The organism is Pseudomonas sp. JS425, from assembly GCF_018223845.1.
GTDB lineage: Bacteria > Pseudomonadota > Gammaproteobacteria > Pseudomonadales > Pseudomonadaceae > Aquipseudomonas > Aquipseudomonas asiatica.
Genome location: NZ_CP073661.1, coordinates 4,685,865 through 4,708,520 on the forward strand (window position 1 = coordinate 4,685,865; position 22,656 = coordinate 4,708,520).

5 protein-coding genes are annotated in these 22,656 nt (G+C 65.2%); 2 read left to right on the plus strand and 3 right to left on the minus strand.

Translation table 11 applies throughout. The features are described 5' to 3' along the window. Nucleotides 1–12,327: a non-ribosomal peptide synthase/polyketide synthase gene (locus KDB76_RS21685; RefSeq protein WP_212632192.1), complete on the minus strand. Its 12,327-nt coding sequence runs from the start codon at nucleotides 12,325–12,327 to the stop codon at nucleotides 1–3. A 1-nt stretch (nucleotide 12,328) separates the two neighbouring features. Beyond that, on the minus strand, nucleotides 12,329–18,793 hold the full coding sequence (locus tag KDB76_RS21690; protein WP_038410082.1) for a non-ribosomal peptide synthetase: 6,465 nt from the start codon (nucleotides 18,791–18,793) through the stop codon (nucleotides 12,329–12,331). Between the two features lie 675 nt (nucleotides 18,794–19,468). Between KDB76_RS21690 and KDB76_RS21695 the strand changes: the two genes are divergently transcribed. Beyond that, nucleotides 19,469–20,878: a PAAR domain-containing protein gene (locus KDB76_RS21695; protein ID WP_047933637.1), complete on the plus strand. Its 1,410-nt coding sequence runs from the start codon at nucleotides 19,469–19,471 to the stop codon at nucleotides 20,876–20,878. Continuing rightward, nucleotides 20,871–21,275 (plus strand): hypothetical protein, encoded by a 405-nt coding sequence (locus KDB76_RS21700; RefSeq protein WP_212632193.1) that lies wholly within the window; start codon nucleotides 20,871–20,873, stop codon nucleotides 21,273–21,275. The genes KDB76_RS21695 and KDB76_RS21700 overlap by 8 nt, the downstream gene beginning before the upstream one ends. 383 nt (nucleotides 21,276–21,658) lie before the next feature. Here KDB76_RS21700 and KDB76_RS21705 read toward each other — a convergent pair whose 3' ends face one another. Next, nucleotides 21,659–22,642 (minus strand): IS5-like element IS2000 family transposase, encoded by a 984-nt coding sequence (locus KDB76_RS21705; protein WP_013973047.1) that lies wholly within the window; start codon nucleotides 22,640–22,642, stop codon nucleotides 21,659–21,661. Between the last annotated feature and the right edge of the window lie 14 nt (nucleotides 22,643–22,656).

Sequence of the window (22,656 nt, forward strand, 5' to 3'; positions counted from 1 at the left end):
TCAAACCGCCTCGAGCTCTGCCATGAAGTCCTGGAGCTCATCCAGGTCTCCGTCGTTTCGGGTACCGAGACTGCCGACCTCTTGTGCAAAGGCCTGCAGGTTCTCTGTCTGGAACAACAACGCGAGTGGCAGGTTCGTACCCAGTTCGATCTGCAGTCGTGCTACCGCCTGGGTTGCCAGCAAGGAGTGGCCCCCCAGCTCGAAGAAGTTGTCGGTAAGAGATACGTTTTCCAGGCCAAGAACTTCAGCCCATACCGCTGCGATCCGCCGCTCCAGCTCCGTTTCCGGCGCCACATGGGCCGCCCGGCGCGGGTTGCCGTCAGGCTGTGGCAAGGCCTTGCGGTCCAGCTTGCCGTTCGGTGTCAGTGGCAGGCGTTCCAACAGCAACAGGTGCGCGGGCACCATGTAGTCCGGCAGGCTGGCTTTCAGTCTGGCGCGCAGGGTGTCAAGCAACGCCGCCCGGGCTTCCTCGCTGGCAACCGACGCTGCATCGGCTGGCACCACGTAGCCCAGCAGTTGCTTGCCGCCCGGCGCATCCAGTGCCAGTACCACGGCTTCGCGGACTGCGTCCTGTTGTTGCAGGCGCGCCTCGATCTCACCGAGTTCGATACGGAAGCCGCGAATCTTCACCTGATGGTCGATACGCCCGGCATATTCGATGACCCCGTCGGCGTCATAGCGCGCCAGGTCGCCGGTGCGATACAGCCGGCCACCCTGCCCACCGAACGGGTCGGGGATGAAGCGTTCGGCGGTAAGCCCAGGGCGCGCCAGATAACCACGCGCCAGGCCCGCACCCGCCATGTACAGCTCCCCCACCACCCCTACCGGCAGCGGCGTTCCGGCCTCGCTCAACAGGTACACGGCACTGTTGGAAAGCGGCCGGCCGATATTGGCCTGGCCACCTTGGGTGCGCAGGGTGAAGGTCGAGTAGGTGGTGTCCTCCGAAGGCCCGTACAGGTCGTACACCTTGAGCACATGGCCAGTGCCGTACAGCGCGTCGACCAGCCCCTGCTTGAGGGCCTCCCCCGCCAGGTTGATGATGCGCACACCGGACGGCAGCTGGCCGGTTTCATGCAGCACCTTGATGGCCGATGGCACCGTGTTGACCAGGCGTACCTGGTCTTTGGCCGGCAGGTGCGGCAGCTCCAGGGCATTGGCCGCCAGTACCGCATAGCCACCCGAGCCCAGGGTCACGAACAGCTCCCAGACCGACAGGTCGAAACAGATCGATGTGGACGCCAACACGCCGCACAGGTCCTGCTGGCTGTACACCGACTGCGCCCAGCCGATCATTGCCACGGCATTGCGATGCTCGATCTGGACGCCCTTGGGTTTGCCAGTGGAGCCTGAGGTGTAGATGCAGTACGCCAGGTTGTCCGGCGTGCTCACGCACACCGGGTCGGCCGCTTCGTAGCCGTCGAGCAGCAATTGGTCCACCAGCAGCGTGCGCGCCTGGAAGCTGGTCGGCACACGCTCCAGCAGGTCCGACTGCGACAGCAGCAGGATCGACTGGCTGTCTTCGAGCATGTACACCAGGCGGTCCTGCGGGTAGCCAGGGTCGAGCGGCACGTAGGCGCCGCCCGCCTTGAGAATGGCCATCAGCGCGACCACCATGTCCAGGCCACGCTCCATGGCGACACCTACCAGCACCTCCGGGCCCACGCCAGCCTCGCGCAGTTTGTGGGCCAGCTGGTTGGCCCGTACATTGAGCGCGGCATACGTGAGCGTCTGCTCGCCGTGGATAAGTGCCACTGCACCTGGCGCAGCAACCACCTGCGCCTCGAACAGCTGATGGATACAGCGGTCGGCCGGGTAACTGGCCGCCGTGCGGTTCCAGTCCTGCACGATACGCTGATGCTGCGCGGTATCGAGCAGCGGCAGGTCGCCGAGTGCAGCACACGGGTCACTCACTAGGGCGTCAAGCAGCGTACCGAAGTGATGGGCCAACTGCTCGATCGCCTCGCTGCTCCAGTGCGCACGGTCATGCCGGTACTGGATAGCCAGGCTGTCGCCAAGGCTCACCAGCACGGTCAGCGGATAGTTGGTCTGCTCGCGCACCTGCACTGGGCCAAACTGCAAGCCACTCGGTGCACCCTGCCGAAGGGCCTCGGACACCGGGTAACTTTCGAACACCACCAGGCTGTCGAACAGGGCTTCACCACCAAGCCCGGCCCAGCGCTGCACATCGTACAGCGGCGTATGTTCGTATTCACGCATGGCCAGGTTGCTGGCCTGCACCTGTCCGATCCATTGCGCGACGCTCTGTTCGCCTTGCGGTGTACCAACCACCGGCAGGGTGTTGATGAACAAGCCAATCTGCGCCTCCACGCCCGCCAGCTCCGCTGGCCGGCCGGCGACCGTGGCCCCGAAGCAGACCGACGACTGCCCGGTATAGCGCTGCAACAGCAACAGCCAGGTAGCCTGTACCAAGGTGTTGACGGTGACACGCTGGGCACGGGCAAAGGCTTCAACCCGCTCGGTACGCCCTGCATCGAATGCCTGGTGATGAACGTGATGGCCATGACCATCAGGCTCACCATTGCGCACGGCCTGGGCCAGGCGCGTCGGCTCGTTGAAGCTGGCCATCTGGCCCTGCCAGAACCGCTCTGCCGCCGCCCCATCCTGGCGCTGCAACCAGGCGATGTAGTCACGGTAGCTGCCCGCCGCTGCCACCACAGGTTTACCGGCATTACGCTGCAACACCTCACCCAGCAACTGCGAGGTGCTCCAGCCATCCATCAGGATGTGATGGCAGGTGAAGATCAGGTGGTGACGTGCCTGCGCCGTACGCACCAGCACCAGGCGCAACAAGGGTGCCTCGACCAGGTCGAAGCCACGCTGCCGGTCGGCATCCGCCAGGCTGTCCAGCGCCCGCGCCAGCTCATCCTCGGTACGCCAGTCATATTCGCTGAACGGCAGTGTCACCTGCTTGCGCACGACCTGCACCGCCTGGCCCAGGTCCCCCTGCCAGATGAAGCTGCTGCGCAGGATGTCGTGGGCCTGCAAGGCAGCATCCCAGGCCTGCCGGAAGGCTTGTACATCCAGGCCATCCACATCCACGCGCATCTGGTTGATGTAGTTGCCGCTGCCTTGCTCGTAGATGCTGTGGAACAGCATGCCCTGCTGCATCGGCGACAGCGGGTAGACGTCGGCGATCTGCGCCACGGCAACCGGTAGCTGGTCGAGCTGCGCCTGGGTCAGGTCGGCCAACGGGAAGTCGGACGGGGTCAGGCCGCGATGTCCACCCTCACAGCAATGCTCGATTATTTCAGCCAAGGCCTGCTGGTAAGCCTGCGCCAGCAGCTCGATGGTTTCGCGGCAATGAATGTCCTGGCTGAAGGTCCACTCCAGGCGTAGCTCGCCGCCATATACCTGACCGTTGACGGTCAACAGGCTGGCCAACGGTGCTTCGGCATCCTGCCTGGCGCCATCGTTCTCCTTGGCGGGGGTGAACAGGCCTGCTTCGCCATCGAAGCTGCCGTCGAACTGCCCGAGGTAGTTGAAGACGATCTGGCCTTCAGGCAATGCTGCAAGGGCCTCGCGGCTCGCGGCATCACCGAGGTAGCGCAGCACGCCATAGCCCAGGCCTTTGTCAGGCACGGCGCGCAGCTGTTCCTTGATGGTCTTGATCGAACTTGCCAGGTCTGCTTGCGGGCTCAGCTTTACCGGGTACAGGCTGGTGAACCAGCCCACCGTACGCGTCAGGTCGATACCCGCGAACAGGTCTTCACGGCCATGCCCTTCCAGGCGCACCAGCACTTCGGGCTGGCCGCTCCAGCGGCCAATTGCTTGCGCCAGGGCCGTCAGCAGCAGGTCCATGATCTGCGTGCGATAAGCCACCGAGCAATCCTGCAACAGCCGTCGGGTGCTTGCCACGTCGAGGCGCGTGCTGACCGAAGCCGCATGCTTCAGTTGCCGGCTGCCTTGCGGGTTGTCGCAGGGCAGCATTTCGCTGGCCCCTTGCAACTGCCCCTGCCAGTAGCCCAGTTGCTGTTGCAATGCGGGCGCGGCGGCATAGGTTTGCAAACGCTCGGCCCAGGCTTTGTACGAAGTGGTCTTGGCCGGAAGCTGCAGTGGCTGCCCGGCAGCCAGGGTCTGGTAGGCCTGCTGCAGGTCTTCCAGCAGCACACGCCACGACACACCGTCTACCGCCAGGTGATGGATGACCAAAAGCAGTCGCTGGCTACCGTCAGGCAGCGCAGCGAGCATGGCACGCATCAACGGCCCGTGCTCGAGGTCAAGGCTGCGCTGGGCTTCAGTGGCGGCTTGCTGCAACTGCTCGACGCTGGCGAAATCGCGATGCCACAGCAACTGGGAGTAGCCCGCATCGGCAAATTCAGCCTGCCAGCCCACCCCATGGCCGAACACGCGCAAACGCAGGGCGTCGTGATGTTCGAGCAATGCCTGCAATGCCGCATCGAGCGTCGCCGGGGCCAGCGTTTCGCCGGGCGTGAGCAGCACCGACTGGTTCCAGTGATGGCGCACGACAACGGGCTGTTCGAAGAACCAGTGCTGGATCGGCGTGAGCGGCGTCACGCCCGTTACCGCACCCTGATCGATCGATACACTGCTGCCGCGGTTGGCGAGCCGGGCCAGTGCCTGCACCGTCTGGGCCTCGAACAGGTCCTTGGGCGTGAACTGGATATCCACCTGGCGCGCACGGCTGACCACCTGCAACGAGATGATCGAATCGCCGCCCAGTTCGAAGAAGTTATCGGTCAGGCCGACCTTCTCCAGCTTCAGCACATCCGCCCAGATCGCCGCGATCCGCTGTTCCAGATCGCTCCGCGGCGCAACGTACTCGCCCTGCAACTGGCTGGCATCCGCCAGCGGCAGGGCCTTGCGGTCCAGCTTGCCGTTCGGCGTCACCGGCAGCTTGCCGAGCAGCAGCAGGTGCGCCGGCACCATGTAGTCCGGCAGGCCGGCCTTCAGCGCCTTGCGCAGGTTGTCGCGCAACGCGCCTTCGTCCTGCGTGCTGTCGGCAGGCACCACATAGCCCACCAGCTGCTTGCCGCTTGGCCCGTCCTGGGCCAGCACCACGGCTTCCTGCACACTCGGCAGCTCCAATAGTCGCGCCTCGATCTCGCCCAGTTCGATGCGCAGGCCGCGGATCTTCACCTGGTGGTCGATGCGCCCGGCGTAGTCGATCACGCCATCGGCGCGGTAGCGCGCCAGGTCGCCGGTGCGGTACAGGCGCCCGCCGTTGTCGCTGAACGGGTCCGGCACGAAGCGTTCGGCGGTCAGCGCCGGGCGTTGGTGATAACCACGGGCCAGGCCTACCCCGCCGAGGTACAGCTCGCCGGCACTGCCGCGCACCGCCGGTTGCAGGCTGCCTTCGAGGATATGGGTCTTGAGGTTGTCGATCGGCTGGCCGATCGGCACGCTGATGCTTTCGTCCGGCTGGCAGGTCCAGTGGGTCACGTCGATCGCCGCTTCGGTCGGGCCGTACAGGTTGTACAGGCCTGCCGCCGGCAGGCGTTGCAGGGTTTGGCGGGCCAGTTCGGCCGGCAACGCTTCACCGCTGCACACCACGCGCTTGAGGCTGACGCAGCTCTCGACCGCTTCGTGGGTCATGAACGCCTGCAGCATCGACGGCACGAAGTGCAGCGTGCTGATGCCGTGGTGGTTGATGGTTTCGACCAGCAACTGCGGGTCGCGGTGCGCGCCGGGCTGGGCCATGACCAGGCGCGCGCCGGTCATCAGCGGCCAGAAGAATTCCCACACCGACACGTCGAAGCTGAACGGGGTTTTCTGCAGCACGCTGTCGCTGGCGTCCAGGCCGTAGGCCTTCTGCATCCACCACAGGCGGTTGACCAGCGCCTGATGGCTGTTGCCAGCACCTTTCGGGCGGCCGGTGGAGCCGGAGGTGTAGATCACGTAGGCGAGGTTCAGCGGGGCCACGTCGACATTCGGGTTGGCATCGCTGTAGCCGTCGAAGTTCTCGGTGTCCAGGTCCAGGCTGCGCAGGCCGGCCGGGATCGGCAGGGCTTCGTGCAGGTGCGACTGGGTCAGCAGCAAGGCGATGCCGCTGTCCTCGAACATGTAGCTCAGGCGGTCCTGGGGGTATTCCGGGTCCAGCGGCACATAAGCGCCACCGGCCTTCACGATGCCCAGCAGGCCGACGACCATCTCCAGGCTGCGCTCCATGGCGATGCCCACCAGCACATCCGGGCCCACGCCCTGCTCGCGCAGCTTGTGCGCCAGCTGGTTGCTACGGCGGTTGAGCTCGGCATAGCTGAGGGTCTGCTCGCCAAAGACCAGCGCCGGGGCATCCGGGGTGGCGAACACCTGGGCTTCGATCAGCTGGTGAATGCTGCGCTCGTCCGGGTACGTCGCCTGGGTTTCGTTCCAGCCTTCGACCATCTGTCGCTGTTCTGGCAGGCCCAGCATTGGCAACTCGCCAACCACCGCGTCAGCATTCTCCGTCAGCGCCTGCAGCAGGTTGGCAAAGTAACCAGCCAGGCGGCCAATGCTCTCGTCGCTCCACAGCGCACGGTCGTGGCTGTACTGCATCGACAGCGTGGTGCCCAGTTCCACCACCAGGGTCAGCGGGTAGTTGGTCTGCTCGTGCACGGCCACGTCGCCGAAGCGCAGGCCACCGGGCGCGCCCTGTTGCAGCGCCTCGGCCACCGGGTAGTTCTCGAACACCAGGATGCTGTCGAACAAGGCGTCACCGCCCTGCCCCGCCCAGCGCTGCACGTCGTACAGCGGGGTGTGCTCGAACTCGCGCACGGCCAGGTTGCCGGCCTGCACCTGGCCGATCCACTCGGCCACGGTCTGCTCGGCACGCGGGGCGCCGATCACCGGCAAGGTGTTGATGAACAGGCCGATCTGTTCCTCCACCCCCGGCAGGTCCGCCGGGCGGCCGGCGACAGTGGCGCCGAAGCACACGCTGGCCTGGCCGGTGCAGCGCTGCAACAGCAGCAGCCAGGCCGATTGCACCAGGGTGTTGACCGTGACCCGGTTGGCCCGGGCGAAGGCTTCGATGCGCGCGGTGTGCTCTGGGTCGAAGGCCAGGCGGTGGTCGCCATGGCCGCTACCGCTTGCGCCAGCACTGCCGGCGATAGCCTGGGCCAGGCGGGTTGGCTCGTCCAGGGCGGCAAGCTGGGCTTTCCAGAAGGCTTCGGCAACGGCCGCGTCCTGGCCCTGCAGCCAGGCGATGTAGTCGCGGTAGTGCGTGGCCTGGGCCTGCGGAGCCAGGCCGGCATAGCGCTGGAGCACTTCGCCCAACAGGCGCGAGGTGCTCCAGCCGTCCATCAGGATGTGGTGGTTGGTGTAGATCAGGTGGTGGCGGGTATCGCCCGTGCGTACCAGTACCAGGCGCAGCAGCGGCGCGGCAGCAAGGTCGAAACCGCGCTGGCGTTCACCCTCGGCCAGGGCCTGCAATGCCTGCTCCAGCGCCGGCTGGCCACGCCAGTCATGCTCGCTGCACGGCAATTCGACGGCCTTGCGTACCACCTGCACGGCCTGCTCCAGTTCGCCTTGCAAGACGAAACCGCTGCGCAGGATGTCGTGGGCATCGAGCGTGGCCTGCCACGCCCGCCGGAAACGCTGCACATCCAGCCCCTCCACATCCACGCGCAGCTGGTTGATGTAGTTGCCGGCCTGCTGGTCGTAAAGGGTGTGGAACAACATGCCCTGCTGCATGGGTGACAGCGGGTACACATCGGCGATCTGCCCGGCCTCCAGCGGCAGGCTGTCCAGTTGCGCCTGGGTCAGCGCGGCCAGCGGGAAGTCCGACGGCGTCACGCCCTGGTGCCGCGCATCGCAGCAGTGCTCGACCAGCTCTGCCAAGGCCTGCCCGTAGGCCTGGGCCAGCTTCTCGATGGTGGCCGGGTGATGAACGTCGGCGCTGTAGGTCCACTCCAGGAACAGCTCGCCGCCGTACACCTGGCCGGTGATGCTCAGCCAGTTGCCCAGTTGAGCACCGGCACATTGGGTACGGCCTGCGCTTTCCCCGCTCGGGGTGAACAGGGCGCCGGCCTCGGCATCGAAGCTGGCATCGAACTGGCCCAGGTAGTTGAAGGTGACACGGGCCTGGGCGGCACGCTCGAGCTGGTCACGCACTTCAGCATCGCCGAAGTAACGCAGCAGGCCGTAGCCGAGGCCTTTGTCCGGCACGCCGCGCAGTTGCTCCTTGATTGCCTTGATCGACTGGCCAAGGTCCTGGCCGGGTGTGAGGCGCACCGGGAACAGGCTGGTGAACCAGCCCACGGTGCGGCTGAGGTCGAGGTCGTCGAACAGGTCTTCGCGGCCATGGCCCTCCAGCAGTACCTGCACGTTGTCCTGTGCGCTCCACTGGCACAAGGTGCGCGCCAGCGCGGTCAGCAGCAGGTCGTTGATCTGCGTGCGGTAGGCCGCCGGGGCCTGTTTCAGCAGCTTGGCGGTGCGCTCGGCATCCAGCCGTGTGGCGGCGATACGGGCATGGGTGTTGGCCAGGCTGCCCTGCGGGTTGTCACGCGGCAGTTCGGCGTGGTCGCCGGCCAGCGCCTGCAGCCAGTAGTCGCGCTGTGCTTGCAATGCGGGGCTGCCGGCATGGCTGGCCAGGCGCTCGGCCCAGGCCTTCACCGAGGTGGTCTTGGCGGGCGGGCTCACGGCCTGGCCGTTCAGCAATTGCCGGTAGGCCGCTTGCAGGTCTTCCAGCAACACCCGCCACGACACACCGTCGACCACCAGGTGATGGACCACCAGCAGCAGGCGCTGCTGCCCATCGGCGAAGTCGAACAGTTCGGCACGCAGCAGTGGCCCGTGCTGCAGGTTCAGGCTGGCCTGCACCTGGTTGCCGGCGGCGTCCAGTTCACTCAGTACTGCCAGGTTGCGCTGGCGCAGCAGTGGTGCATTGTCCAGCGGCTGGAAACCCGCCTGCCACTGGCTTTCGCCACGGCTGAAGCGCAGGCGCAGGGCATCGTGCTGCTCGACCACGGCGCGCAGGGCTGCCTCCAGGTGTTGCACCTGCACCGGGCCGGCCGGCTTGAGCAGCACCGACTGGTTCCAATGCGCCGGCTGCGCGACCTCCATCTCGAAGAAACGCGCCTGGGCCGGCAGCAATGCCACCTCGCCGCTGGTGGCAGTGTCCACGGCTGCGGCCGCAACCGCTTGCTTGGCCTCGATGCGCTTGGCTACCTGGGCCAGCTGGGCGATGGTTTGTTGTTCGAACAGCTGCTTGGGGGTGATCCGGATGCCCTGGCGTTTGGCCCGGGCGATGATCTGCAGGCTGAGGATCGAGTCGCCGCCCAGTTCGAAGAAGTTGTCGGTGCTGCCGACCTGCTCCAGCTTGAGCACATCGGCCCACACTGCGGCCAGTTTCTCCTCGATATCGCCTTGTGGCGCCACATAGCCACGGCTGACCGCGCCCGGTGCCGGCAAGGCGCGCTTGTCGAGCTTGCCATTGGCGGTCAGTGGCAGGCGCTCCAGCAGCAGTATCTGCGCCGGCACCATGTAGTCCGGCAGGCGTGCCTGCAATTGCGCCTGCAGTTGCTGCACGGTCACGCCTGCGTCGGCCACCCCGTAGGCCACCAGCTGCAAGCGCTCGGCATCGCCCTCCAATGGCAAGGCCAGTACCACGGCCTCGTTGACACCGGGCAGGCCGGCCAGCACCCGGCCGACTTCACCTGGCTCCACGCGATAGCCGCGGATCTTCACCTGGTCGTCGGCACGGCCGATGAACTCGACCAGGCCATCGGCAGTCAGCCGCGCGCGGTCGCCGGTGCGGTACAGGCGGGCACCACCCTCGGTCGGCACGAAGCGTTCGGCGGTCAATGCGGGCTGGCCCAGGTAGCCCTGGGCGACGCCTTGCCCGCCCAGGTAAAGCTCACCGGGCACCTGCGCCGCCAACGGGTTGAGGTAGCCATCCAGCACCTGGGCGCAGGCGTTGCCCAGCGGGCGCCCGACCGGCACCGTGCGGCAACCTGGCAGCGGCTGCCCCGGCTCGAAGGTGAGCACGCCGACAGTGGTTTCGGTCGGGCCGTAGTGGTTGATGACCCGGCAGGCCGGGCGCAGTTCGCGGATTTTTTTCAACAGGCCCCAGCTGCATGCCTCCCCCCCCAGGATCAGTGCCTCGGCGGGCAGCACATCGGCGGCGCGGGCCGCTTGCAGCAAGCCTTGCAGGTGGCTCGGCACCAGCTTGAGCACGCCGACCTGGTGCTGCGCCATGTAGCTGGCGAAGCCATCCGGGTCGAACGCCAGTTCCTGTGGCAGCAGGTGCAGCAGGCGGCCCGAAGCCAAGGCACCGAACAGCACGGTGTGGCCCAGGTCGGCCGCGGTGGTGGACACCATCGCCATGCTCGCCGCGGCCGGCAGTTGCAGGCGCTCCAGCACCGCCTGGGTGTAGCTGGCCAGCGCCCCGTGGCTGACCACCACGCCTTTCGGCTGGCCGGTCGAGCCCGAGGTGTAGATCAGATAGGCCGGTTGTTCGGCGGCGATGGCCACCTCGACCGGGCTGTCGCTGCAGGTTGCCCAGGCGGTGTGATCGCAGGCAATCAGCTGCACGCCGTCCAGGCCGGCGAAGCGCTGGTCGCCCGGCTCATGCAGCAGTATGGCGGCGCCACTGTCGGCAATCAGTTGTTGCAGGCGCTCCTGCGGTTGCTGGGTGTCCAGCGGCAGGTAGGCGGCGCCGGTCTTGAGCACCGCGAGCAAGGCGCCGACCCACTCGATGGAGCGCGGCAGGCACAGGGCGACGATGCTGCCGGCACCGACGCCGTGCTGGCGCAGGTAGTCGGCCAGGCGGTTGGACGCCGCCTCCAGCCCGGCCTGGGTCATGAATCGGTCACCGGCACGCACACCGCCGTGGGCCTGGCCTTGCGCCATTGCCTGGCGCCACAAAGCGAGGAAGTCGCCGTGCGGGTAGGCCTGCGTGGCCACCGGCAGCAGCGTCGCCACTTGCGGGCTGTCGACGATCGCCTGCTGCGGGTCACGGATCAGCGCATCCAGCACCTGGCGCAGCGAAGCGGCCATGCGTTCGATAGTGGCCTGCTCGAACAGGTCGGTGGCGTAGGTGAAATAGCCTTCGATGCCGTCGGCCTTGTCGGAGAAGTCGAACGCCAGGTCGAAGCGGGCATCGCCGCCGTCACGGGCAAAGGCTTCCACCTCCAGCGCGCCCAGGCGCTTGCGCCCTGCATCGCTGGCGGCCACGTGCTGGTTGATCTTGAACTGGAACAGCGGGTTGTGGGCCAGGTTGCGCTCGGGCAGCAAGGCATCGACCAGGTGCTCGAACGGCAGCTCCTGGTGCGACTGGGCGCCGCCGATCACGTCTTTTACCTGCTCCAGCAGTGCGGCGAAGGTGGCGCGCTCGTCCACCTGCACGCGCAGCACCTGGGTGTTGATGAAGAAGCCGATCAGGCCTTCCAGCTCCTTGCGGTTGCGCCCGGCGTTCGGGGCGCCGATGCGGATGTCGGCCTGGCCGCTGTAGCGCGACAACACCACCGCCATGGCTGCCAGTACCAGCACGAACAACGTGTGGCCACCCTTGCGCGCCTGGCTGCGCAGGGCCTCGGCCTGTTCGGCGCCGATGTCCACGCGCACCACCGCGCCACGCTGGCTGGGCGTGGCCGGGCGCTCGAAGTCCAGCGGCAGGCTCAGCACCGGCTGCTCGCTGCCCAACTGGGCCTGCCAGTAGGCCAGTTGGCGCTGCGCTTCACCGGCCTCGAGCCAGGCGCGCTGCCAGATGGCGTAGTCGGCGTACTGGATCGGCAACACCGGCAACTCGGCCTGCCGGCCTTCGGCCAGGGCGCTGTACAGCTGGATGAATTCCTGCACCAGCACATCGCTGGACCAGCCATCCGATATGATGTGGTGCATGCTCACTGCCAGCACGTGGTGATCGGCGGCCACGCGCAGCAAGGTCACCCGCAGCGGCGGGCCGCTCAGCAGGTCGAAGGGCTGCTTGAGGGCGGCGTCCACGGCCACGCTCAGCGCTGTCTCATCGGCGGCACCGTCGAGCATCAGCAATTCCAGCGCCAGCGGGCAGTGCTCGAGGATTTCCTGGTAGAACTCGCCCTCCTCCGCGGCAAAGCGCGTGCGCAGCGATTCGTGGCGTTGCACCAGCGCATCCAGCGCCTGCTGCAGCACTGCCTGGTCCAGCGCGCCCTTCAGGCGTACTGCCATCGGCACGTTGTAGGCCGGGCTGTCAGGCTCCAGCTGCCAGAGAAACAGCAGGCGCTGCTGGGCGTACGACAGCGGAATACGCGCCAGCCCCTGGCGCGCGGGCACGATGGGCAGCAGGCGGAAGCTCTGGCCGGTGGCCTGCATCTTTTCCAGGATCTGCTGGCGTTGCTCCACAGGGAGGCCAACGAAACGTTGGGCGATACGTTGTGCGGCAGTGAGTTCCATGTCAGGCCTCTGTGAATGCATTCATCATGTGTTCGATATCGCTCAGGCCATCGTCGGAGAGCGACAGGCCCTGCTCGTCCAGGGCCTGGGCGAACGCGCGTAGTTCGGGGTGGCTGAAGATCAGCCGCAGGGGTATGTCCAGCCCCAGCTCGACGTTGATCCGCGACACTGCCTGGGCCGCCAGCAAGGAGTGGCCTCCCAGTTCGAAGAAGTTGTCGCTCAGGCCGACCCGGGCAACGTTAAGCAACTGCGCCCAGATGTTCGCGAGCTGCTGCTGCCGCTCGGTCTGCGGCGCCTGGTAGTCATGCTGTGGCTGGTTCGGGTCGGGCAGCGGCAGCGCCTTGCGGTCGAGTTTGCCGCTGGGGGTCAGCGGCATGCTCGGCAGGGTCACCAGGTAGGCCGGGATCATGTAGTCCGGCAGGCTGGCCTTGAGGTACTGCTTCAGGGCCTGGCGCAGATCGCCGCGGTAGCCTTCGGCCGGCACCGCATAGGCGCACAGCTGCTTGCCACCGGGCAGGTCGATGGCCAGCACGGTGGCTTCGCGAACGTCCGGGTGCGCCCGCAGGTACTGCTCGATCTCGCCCAGCTCGATACGGAAGCCGCGCACCTTCACCTGGTGGTCGACCCGGCCGCGATAGGCCAGCTGGCCGTTTTCGTCGTAGCAACCGAGGTCGCCGGTGCGGTACAGGCGGCCACCGCCAACCGGGTCGAACGGGTCGGGGATGAAACGCTCGGCGGTGAGTGACGGCCGCTGGTGATAACCGCGCGCCAGGCAACCTGCACCGCCGATGAACAGCTCGCCGGGCACGCCCACCGGCGTCGGCGCCAGGCCATCGTCCAGAGCATGCAGGGTACGCCCCGGCAAGGCACGGCCGATCGGTACGCCGCCCAGGCTGATCTGCTCCACGGTCATCTGCGAACAATCGTAGGTGGTGGCGACCACGGTGGCTTCGGTCGGGCCGTAGGTGTTCAGCAGGCGCACCGCTGGCGGGCCATCGGCCAGCCAGGCGCGCAGGGCATCTTCCGGCACCGCCTCTCCCCCCACGTGAATCTGCTTCAGCCGGCCATAGGCCTCGGGGGCGCGGCGCTCCAGGGCCAGCAGGCGCCAGTAGGCCGCCGGCAGGTCGGCCACGGTCACGCCGTGGCGGTTGATCTCGTCCAGCAGGGTGGCGGTGTCCCACAGCCGCAGGTCGCGCAGCACCACACAGGCGCCTTGGGCCAGCGGCGGGAAGAACTGCTCGATGAAGCCATCGAAGCTGATGGTGGCGAACTGCAGCACGCGATCGCTCGGGGTGAGGCGCGAATAGTCTCCGGCCACTTGGCAGAACAGCGACAGGGCATGGTGGTCGATGGCCACGCCCTTGGGCATGCCGGTGGAGCCGGAGGTGTAGATGACATAGGCGAGGTTGTGCGGTGCCGCCAGGTTGGCCAGCGGTTCGGCGGGCCAGGCTTGCAGCCACTCGGTGCCCGGCTCCAGTACCACGCAGGGCAGTTGCTTGCCCAATTGCAGGCGCTCACGCGAGGGCGCATCGGCCAGCAGCAGGCCGATATTGCTGTCCTCGACCATGTAGGCCAGGCGTTCTTGCGGGTAGTCCGGGTCCAGCGGCACATAGGCGCCACCCGCCTTGTGAATGGCGATCAGCGCCAGGGCCATGCCCAGGCCGCGCTCGACAGCCACGCCAACCAGGCAGTCCGGCCCCACGCCCAGCGCCCGAAGGCGGTGAGCCAGCTGGTTGCTGCTGCGGTCCAGTTCGGCGTAGGTCATCTGCTGGTCGTCGAAGATCAGCGCCAGCGCATCCGGCCGCTCGTGGGCCTGTCGCGCCAGCAGCTGGTGCGCACACAAGCCGCTGCCAGCCTGGGGCGCCGGGTTCCAGCCGTGGGTCAGCTGCTGGCGTTCGCTACTGCTAAGGAAGTCCAGCTCGGCAATGCAGCATTGTGGTTCGGCGCAGATGGCTTCCAGCAGTGCTTGCCAATGCCCGGCCATGCGCTCGATACGTGCGGCATCGAACAGGTCGGTGCAATAGTTGAACGAGGCCGTCACGCCATCGGAGCGCTCCAGGGTGTTGAGCGATATGTCGTACTGCGCGCCCGGCTCCAGCAGGTCCACTTCCTTGACCTGCAGGCCGTGCAGGGCATCGCTGGACACCTGCTCGCCGAGGTCGCGCAGGTGGTTGAACAGCACCTGGAAGAACGGGTTCACACCCTGGTCACGCTCCGGATACAGCGCCTCGGCTACTTCGAGGAACGGCACATCCTTGTTGGCCTGGGCCTGCAGGGTGGTCTCCTTGATCGCCGCCAGCAGGTGCGAGAACGGCTGGCTGCCATCGACACGGATACGAGCCACGACCACGTTGATGAAGAAGCCGATCAGCCCTTCAAGCTCCAGGCGGTTGCGGTTGGTGACCGGCACACCGATGTTGAGCGTGCCCTTGCGGCTGTAGCGCGACAGCACGATGGCATAGGCCGCCAGGAACACATGGAACAATGTGGCGTTGGATGCCACCGCCAGTGCCCGCAGGCGCTCGGTGAGGGCCTGTGGCAGGCGCACGTCGAAGCGGCTGCCCTGGTAGCTTTTTACCTGCGGGCGAATGCGGTCGGCAGGCATTTCCAGCACTTCGAAGTCGTCTTCCAGGCGGGCCTTCCAGTAGTCGATCTGCGCCTGCATCTGCCCCTCGGCCAGCCACTTGCGCTGCCAGGCGGCGAAGTCGGCGTACTGCACCGGCAGCGGCTCGATGGTTTGCGCCTGGCCCGTGGCGGCGGCGTTGTAGGCGGCGGCGAACTCGCGCACCAGCAGGCTCATCGACCAGCCATCGGAGACGATATGGTGCAAGGTCAATGACAGCAGGTGCTCCTGCGCATGCACCTTGAACAGCCGTGCGCGCAGCAGCGGGCCGTGCTCCAGGTCGAACGGGACGAAGGCTTCGGCTTCCAGCTTGCGCATCTGCGCGGCGTGGTCCTGGCCGCTGAGGTCTTCGAAACCGATCGATACCGTGGCAGCCGGCAGGATGCGCTGCCAAGGCAGGCCGTCGGCCTCGACGAAAACAGTGCGCAACGATTCGTGGCGGGTTACCAAGGCATCCAGCGCAGCCTGCACGGCGCAGTGGTCGAGGTGACCCTGCATGCGCACGGCCATCGGCGTGTTGTAGGCCAGGCTTTCGGGGTTGAGCTTCCAGAACAGCCACTGGCGGTTCTGCGAGGGGGACACTGGCAGCGGTTGCTGGCGATCGAGGATTTCGATGTCCAGGCCTGCGCCCTGCTCGCCTTCGGCCACGGCCTGGGCGAAGGCCTGCAGGTCGACGGTGTCGAACAGGCTGCGCAGCGGAATATCCACGCCCAATTGCTTGCGTATCCGCGATACCGCCTGGGTGGCCAGCAGTGAATGGCCGCCAAGGGCAAAGAAGTTGTCGCCCAGGCCTACCTGCGGTACTTGCAGGACTTGCGCCCAGATCTGTGCCAATTGCGTTTGCAGCGGGGTCTGCGGCGCCTGATAGGCCACCTGGGTGGCGGCAGGTTCCGGCAGCGCCTTGACGTCGACCTTGCCGTTGACCGTGACCGGCAGGTGCTCCAGCACCATCAGGTGTGTCGGCACCATGTGTTCGGGCAGCAGGCGCTTGAGGCTGGCGCGGATCGATTCCTGCCAGGCCAGGCTATCGGCCGGCATCTGGCTGGGCACCAGCCAGGCAGCCAGTTGCAGTTGCGGCCCCTGGCCATGCACGCGCACCAGGGCATTGGCGACACCGCCCAGGGCACGCAGCTGGTTTTCGATTTCGGCCAGTTCCACGCGATAGCCACGGACCTTGACCTGGCCATCCATGCGCCCGGCGAACTGCAGGTCGCTGCCTTGGCGAACCCAGTCACCGCTGCGGTACAGGCGCTGGCCGTGGCCGCTCGGGTCGGGAACGAAGCGCTCGGCGGTGAGTGCCGGGCGGTTCAGGTAGCCGCGGGCCAGGCCGGCGCCACCGATGTATAGCTCGCCCTTGGCTTTGGCCGGCAGGGGTTGCAGGCAGCGGTCGAGCACCGCGACGCAAGTATTGGCCAGTGGCTGGCCGAGGCTGGCTTGCCCGTTCAGTTCGGCGACCAGCACACCGACGGTGGTCTCGGTCGGGCCGTAGTGGTTGAACACCTTGAGCGCCGGGGCCAGGTTGCGGACCTTGCCCAGCAGGCACGGGCTGATGGCCTCGCCGCCGAGCACCAGGCACTGTGCCGGCAGCGCCGAGCGGCCAGCCACCAACATGGCCTCCAGGTGCGACGGTACGATCTTCAGCGCGTCTACCTGGTGCTCGGCCAGGTAGGCCGCAAAGCCTTCGGCATCCAGCACCTGCTCGCGTAGCAGCAAATGCAGGGTATGGCCGCCGCACAATGCACCGAACAGCATGGTGTGGCCGAGGTCGGCTGCCGGGGTCGAGACCTGGGCCATGCTGCGGATACACTCGACCGGCAGGCGCGCGGCGATACCTTCGACGTAGTTGGCCAGGGCGCCGTGGCTGACCGCCACACCCTTGGGCTGGCCGGTGGTGCCGGAGGTGTAGATCACGTAGGCCAGGTTGGCCGGCGCCGGTTCGATACGGGCGGCGCTGCCGTTGCCAGTTTGCGCCCAGTCCAGGCGCTGCACGCCTTCGGGCAGTTCGGCTTGCCAGTTGCCGGGCGCCAGTACCAGGCGCGTGCCGCTGTCGGCAAGCATGTAGGCCAAGCGCTCGGCCGGCTGCTCGGGCTCCAGTGGCAGGTAGGCGCCACCGGCCTTGAGCACGCCGAGGATACCGGCAAGCATGCCAACACTGCGGTCGGCCAGCACGCCGACCAGTGTGTCCGGCCCTGCTCCGGCTTCCACCAGCCGGCCTGCAATGGCCTCGGCGCGGGCATCGAGTTCGGCGAAGCTGGCCTGCTCGCCCGCAGCCATCACCGCCGTGCGTTCGGGGTGGCGGCTGGCGGCGGCGGCAAAGCGCTGGTGGACCAGCAGCGTTGCGTCAGCCTTCGCAGGCGCGCCAATGGCAGGGGCCAGGCCTGGCAATGGCAACTCGCCGACTGCGCCACTTACTTCGTCGGCCAATGCCTGCACCAGGGCCAGCCACTGCTCGCCAAGGGCTTCGACGGTGGCCGTATCGAACACGTCGGTCGCATAGGTGAACGCTGCGTGCAGCTGCCCCGCTCGCTCATGGGTGTCCAGCGCGAGGTCGAAGCGGGCGCTGTGCTTTGCCAGCACGACAGGCGCCAGGCTCAGGCCGGAGCGGGTCTCGATGGCCTGTACATCCGCCACCTGCGCCTGGTGGTTGAACAACACGCGGAACAGCGGGCTCTCGCTGCTGCGCGGCAGGTCCAGGGCTTCGACCAGTTGCTCGAACGGCAGGTCCTGGTGGCTTTGCGCGCCTACGGCGGTTTCGCGCACGCGCTGGAGCAGGCCGGTGATGTCCAGCAGCGGGTCGATTTCGGTGTGCAATACCTGGGTATTGATGAAGCAGCCGATCAGCCCTTGGCTTTCGGCGCGGTTGCGGTTGGCGATGGGCACGCCGACACGGATCGCCGACTGGCCGCTGTAGCGCTGCAGTAGCAGCTTGAAGGCGGCCAGCAGGACCATGAACAGGGTGACGTTATGCTTGCGCGCCAGGCCGCGCAGCCGTTCGGCGACATCTGCTGCGATGGGGAACTCGTGACGCGCGCCGCGATAGCTGGGGCGGCCCTGGCGGCTTCGGTCCAGTGGCAATTCCAGCGGCGAATGGTCGTCGCCCAGGCGGGCCTGCCAGTAGGCCAGCTGGCGCTCCTGCTCACCGGCCTGGAGCCAACTTCGCTGCCACAGGGCGTAGTCGCGGTACTGGATCGGCAGCGGTTCCAGGCGGGCTTCGCTGCCGGCCACGGCGGCGTCGTACAGGTGCAGGAATTCGTCGATCAGCACGTTCATCGACCAGCCGTCGGCGACGATGTGGTGCACGGTGAGCAGCAGGATGTGCTCCTGTGCCGCCAGTTGCAGCAGGCGCACCCGCAGCAGCGGGCCGCTGGCCAGGTCGAAGGGGGCCAGGGCTTCGGCTTCGGCGATGGTTTCGATGGCGGCCTGACGGGCGCCCTCGTCCAGGCCGGCCAAGGCATCCTGGTGCAGCTGCAACGGGGCGGCGCTGGCCTCGACCTGCTGGCGCACGTCATCGCCGTCGGCGACGAAGCGGGTGCGCAGGGTTTCGTGGCGGGCCACAAGGGCATCGAAGGCGTGCTGCAGGGCGGCCAGGTCCAGCGGGCCAGTCAAGCGCACGGCCATGGGCAGGTTGTATGCCGCACCTTGCGGGTCGAGCTGCCAGAGGAACCACATGCGCCGCTGGGCGTACGACAGCTGGTCACGCTCGGCCACCTCCACCCCGGGCGCAATCGGCAGCACGGAAAAATCCATGCCCTCGCCCTGCAGCGCCTTGAGGAACAGGCGGCGCTTGTCGGGGCTGAGTTCGATGAAGCGGCGGGCGAGCTTGAGCGTTTGGTCGGCATTCATGTCGAGCGGTGTCCTGGCAGTCGAGCGGTAACTGTCAGACGAAGGTGTGGGGGGGTGATTTAGTGGCGCCAACCTTAGGCCCAGCACCATCCCTGTGGGAGCGGGCGTGCCCGCGAATCAGGCGACGCGGTGGCTGGCACCGGCTGCGCCGGTGTTCGCGGGTAAACCCGCTCCCACACCGACCGCGCAGGTTTCAAGGTCTCTGAGCAAGGCCATAACCGCTACAGGAATGGCGCCAGCCAGGACGGGACGCTACCCCCGTGGGAGATTGCCCAGCCCTTTTGGGCTGTGCTGTCGCGCAGAGAACAAATATCGCTCGCCTGACGCGTCCGTTGTAGGAGCAGCCTTGTGCTGCGAAGAGGCCGGTACAAGCAACAGACAGGCTTTGTCAGTACCGCGAAGCTGCCAACGCGGTGTATAGCACCGGCTCCACCGGTGTTCGCGGCGGTTCGACGCCTCGACACGCCCGCTCCCACAGAGCCCTGCTAAATCAATGATTTATGTGTTGTTCTATGAGAGCGGGCATGCCCGCGAAGAGGCCGGCATTGCCATCAATAAAATGACGTAGTCCAAATCTCTATTCCTTGTAGGACCCTTCCTAAACCCCCACCACCCCGAAAATACCCGCCAACCGCCTGCTAGGTTCCTGGCTTCCACCTGAAAAAGAGGCGAGCCATGAGCATGCGCATGAACATCTTCGGCCGATACCAAGGCCTGGACGGCGACGAAACCACCACAGGCGCCATCTGCATTGCCAGCCAAGCCAGGGGCCGTGTGCATGGCCGCGACTGGCTACTTCAAGGCGACCCGACCACACCCTGCCCGCTATGTGGACAAGCGGGCACCATCGTCGAGGGCGAAGTCCGCTGGCGACAGGATGGTATTCCCACGGCTCTGGACGGAGCACTGGTGCAATGTGGGTGCCCACAGGGCAGCAATCGCCTGGTTGCAAGTGGGTACGCACCTCCGGCTTCGCGCGGGGCACCCGCATCTGAGCCTGTTCGTGAGGCACCAGCACAGGCCCAGACGGGTAACCCGATAAGAAGTACCTATCAGCCTGAGGTGGTTCAGCCCTCGCCCACTCCTCAAGGCATGGAGCCCGGCTTCTACATCGTTCCGCGCTGCATGTCATACCAGGAAGTCCTGGCAGAGCTGGGCGCGCCGCAGGCCAACCTGCCTCGGTCAATTCTGGAGCGGCTGAACCCGACCTATCAGCAGGGGTTCAAGGCGGGCGAGATCTTTGTCATTGGCGATGGTTACAGTCGCCCGACCTGCACCCGTGAAGAGCAATATGTGATGAGTGCGGCCAAACAGGCGCGAGAGGACTTGGCAGATCTCACGCCGGAAGAAGCTGACTTCATGATGCGTCACTTGCCTGAAATAGCAGGTTTGTTGAGCAGTACCAGCTTGGCAATGGGAGTGAGCGGCGCCATGATGGCTCAGGCGCTAGATGATCTTAGCGCGACGTTGCGCAAGATCGAAGAGCTGCATCAGCATCAGTTTTCCAAGCATGGACATCTACGTAGTCCGGAATTTTTTGCTGAACGTAGAAAGCTACTCGGACAATTGGATGCGCAACTGAAGATGGGCTTTCTTAACAAGCACATGAACCTCGGAAGCCATGACAGATTACGGGGCGACTTAGGCATTTCCTCAAAAAGCCTAGTACATCACTGGAGCAAGGCTGGAGCACCCGGGGGCATCCCTGGATATTCAACGCATCTGGACAAGTTGACACGTTTATCTAACTACCTAAAAAAAGGTGGATATGTAGGGCTGGCGATCGGTGGTGGATCGTCTTGGCTGAAAACTCAAGAGGTATGTAGATCAGGCAATTCTCAATCATGCAGAAAAATAAGATTCACTGAGGTAGGCAACTTTTCAGGAGGACTAGCAGTAGGTGCCGCTGCGGGAGTAGCTGGAAAAGCGATAGCAGGCTTTGCCTGCGTGAGCCTTGGGCCCATAAGTGGAGCAGCATGTGCCATTGCAGTCGTAGGCGCTAGTTCGTACGCCGGGAGCGTAGCTGGCATGAGCATGGGCGAGTACATAGGGGAAGAGCTCTATGAATTAACCGAACATGAATGAATTTCTGGAGTCTCTCTGGGGTTTGGGATTTCTGGCCATGCCTTTCGCACTCTCTTTAGCAGGACTGTCAATGACAGCGCAACTCGCTTACCTGCCTAACTACCGGAATATCCAACACGCTTTGAGTAGAAGTGAATGTTTGAAACGAGCTACGCACTGGTGGGGAAAACGTAGTTTTTATTCAAGGGTATCAGTCGTAGCCACACTGAGCGGAATCGCGCTAGACCCCGAATTCTTCTTAAAAAGAGGACTTCTCGATCAAAATGATGCCTCTAGTTTTCCAACCAACTTAAAAACCAAAATGCGTATTGCATTCTGTTTATTGCTAGCAGCATTTGCCTGGGCAGTGTTAGCCGCCGTACTGATCAAACTGAAGCGCATGCAATTCTGGAGTTAACTCGACCGAAGCATAGCCCATGGGAGAGGCCGAGTGCTGCAAGGGAACATACAGCAGCGATAGACAGCTGTATGTTCCCTTGCAGCACCAAGGCTCTGTGTAAAAAGTCTTGAGACGAAGGTAAGGCAAAGCAAGCACAGCCGAGGAACGGACTGGTGCAGTCATAGGGGCATTGCCACAACAAAACATGTAGTCCAAATCCCTATTCCTTGTAGGCCCCTTCCTAAATCCCTTCCACCCCGAAAATACCCGCCAACAGCCTGCTAGGGAAACTCCGAACAAGTTGCTCATCAGTCGGAAATGGGCGGCTTAGGGATGCCGAAAAGCCCGCTTTTCAGTCGCTGATTATTGGATAACCAAGGCAAAGCCTTGGTTATCCGGACTCACGGGCGCACCTCTCCCGCAGCAGGCAATAATTGCCGGCGCACCATCCACAGATTCGACAGGGCAAACAGCGTGGTCAGTTGCGCCGTGTTCTTGGCCAAGCCGCGAAAACGAGTCTTTACATAGCCGAACTGGCGTTTGATCACCCGGAACGGGTGCTCCACCTTCGCACGCACTTGCGCCTTGGCCTTTTCGATCTTGCGCTTGGCTTGGTAGAGCACGCTGCGTTTGCTCAAGTGTTTGTAGGTGCTGCGGCGGGCAGCGACCTGCCATATCACCTGCCGTCCCTCGTGTTCTGGCCGCTTTTCCACGCCTGTGTAACCCGCATCCGCACACACGACATTCTCTTCGCCATGCAATAGCTGAGCGACCTCCGTCACGTCAGCTACGTTCGCGGCGGTGCCATGAACGTGATGCACCAGACCCGATTCAGCATCCGCGCCGATGTGGGCCTTCATGCCGAAATAGTACTGGTTGCCCTTCTTCGTTTGATGCATTTCAGGATCGCGCTTGCCTTCCTTGTTCTTGGTCGAACTGGGCGCGTGGATGATGGTCGCGTCGACAATGGTGCCCTGGCGCAACGACAGGCCCTTGTCTTGCAGGTAATTGTTGATGGTTTCCAGAATGCCGGCTGCCAACTGATGCTTCTCCAGCAGGTGCCGGAAGTTCATGATCGTCGTGTCTTCGGGGATCGGAGCGCTGAGCGTCAGACGAGCGAACTGGCGCATCGAAGTGATCTCGTACAGCGCCTCTTCCATGGCGGGATCGCTCAAAGAGAACCAATTCTGCAGCAGGTGAATGCGCAGCATGGTTTCCAGAGGATAAGGCTTGCGGCCACCGCCAGCCTTTGGGTAGTGAGGCTCGATCAACGCCACCAGTCCACTCCACGGTACCACCTGTTCCATCTCGGCCAGGAAACGCTCGCGACGGGTTTGCTTGCGCTTGCCGGCGTACTCGAAATCGGAAAAGCTCATCTGACTCATGGGATGGCGGACTT

Excerpts from the sequence above, each read along its gene's own strand:
- KDB76_RS21685 (WP_212632192.1), bottom strand. The coding sequence starts at position 12,327 with ATGGAACTCACTGCCGCACAACGTATCGCCCAACGTTTCGTTGGCCTC.
- KDB76_RS21690 (WP_038410082.1), bottom strand. The coding sequence starts at position 18,793 with ATGAATGCCGACCAAACGCTCAAGCTCGCCCGCCGCTTCATCGAACTC.
- KDB76_RS21695 (WP_047933637.1), top strand. The coding sequence starts at position 19,469 with ATGAGCATGCGCATGAACATCTTCGGCCGATACCAAGGCCTGGACGGC.
- KDB76_RS21700 (WP_212632193.1), top strand. The coding sequence starts at position 20,871 with ATGAATGAATTTCTGGAGTCTCTCTGGGGTTTGGGATTTCTGGCCATG.
- KDB76_RS21705 (WP_013973047.1), bottom strand. The coding sequence starts at position 22,642 with ATGAGTCAGATGAGCTTTTCCGATTTCGAGTACGCCGGCAAGCGCAAG.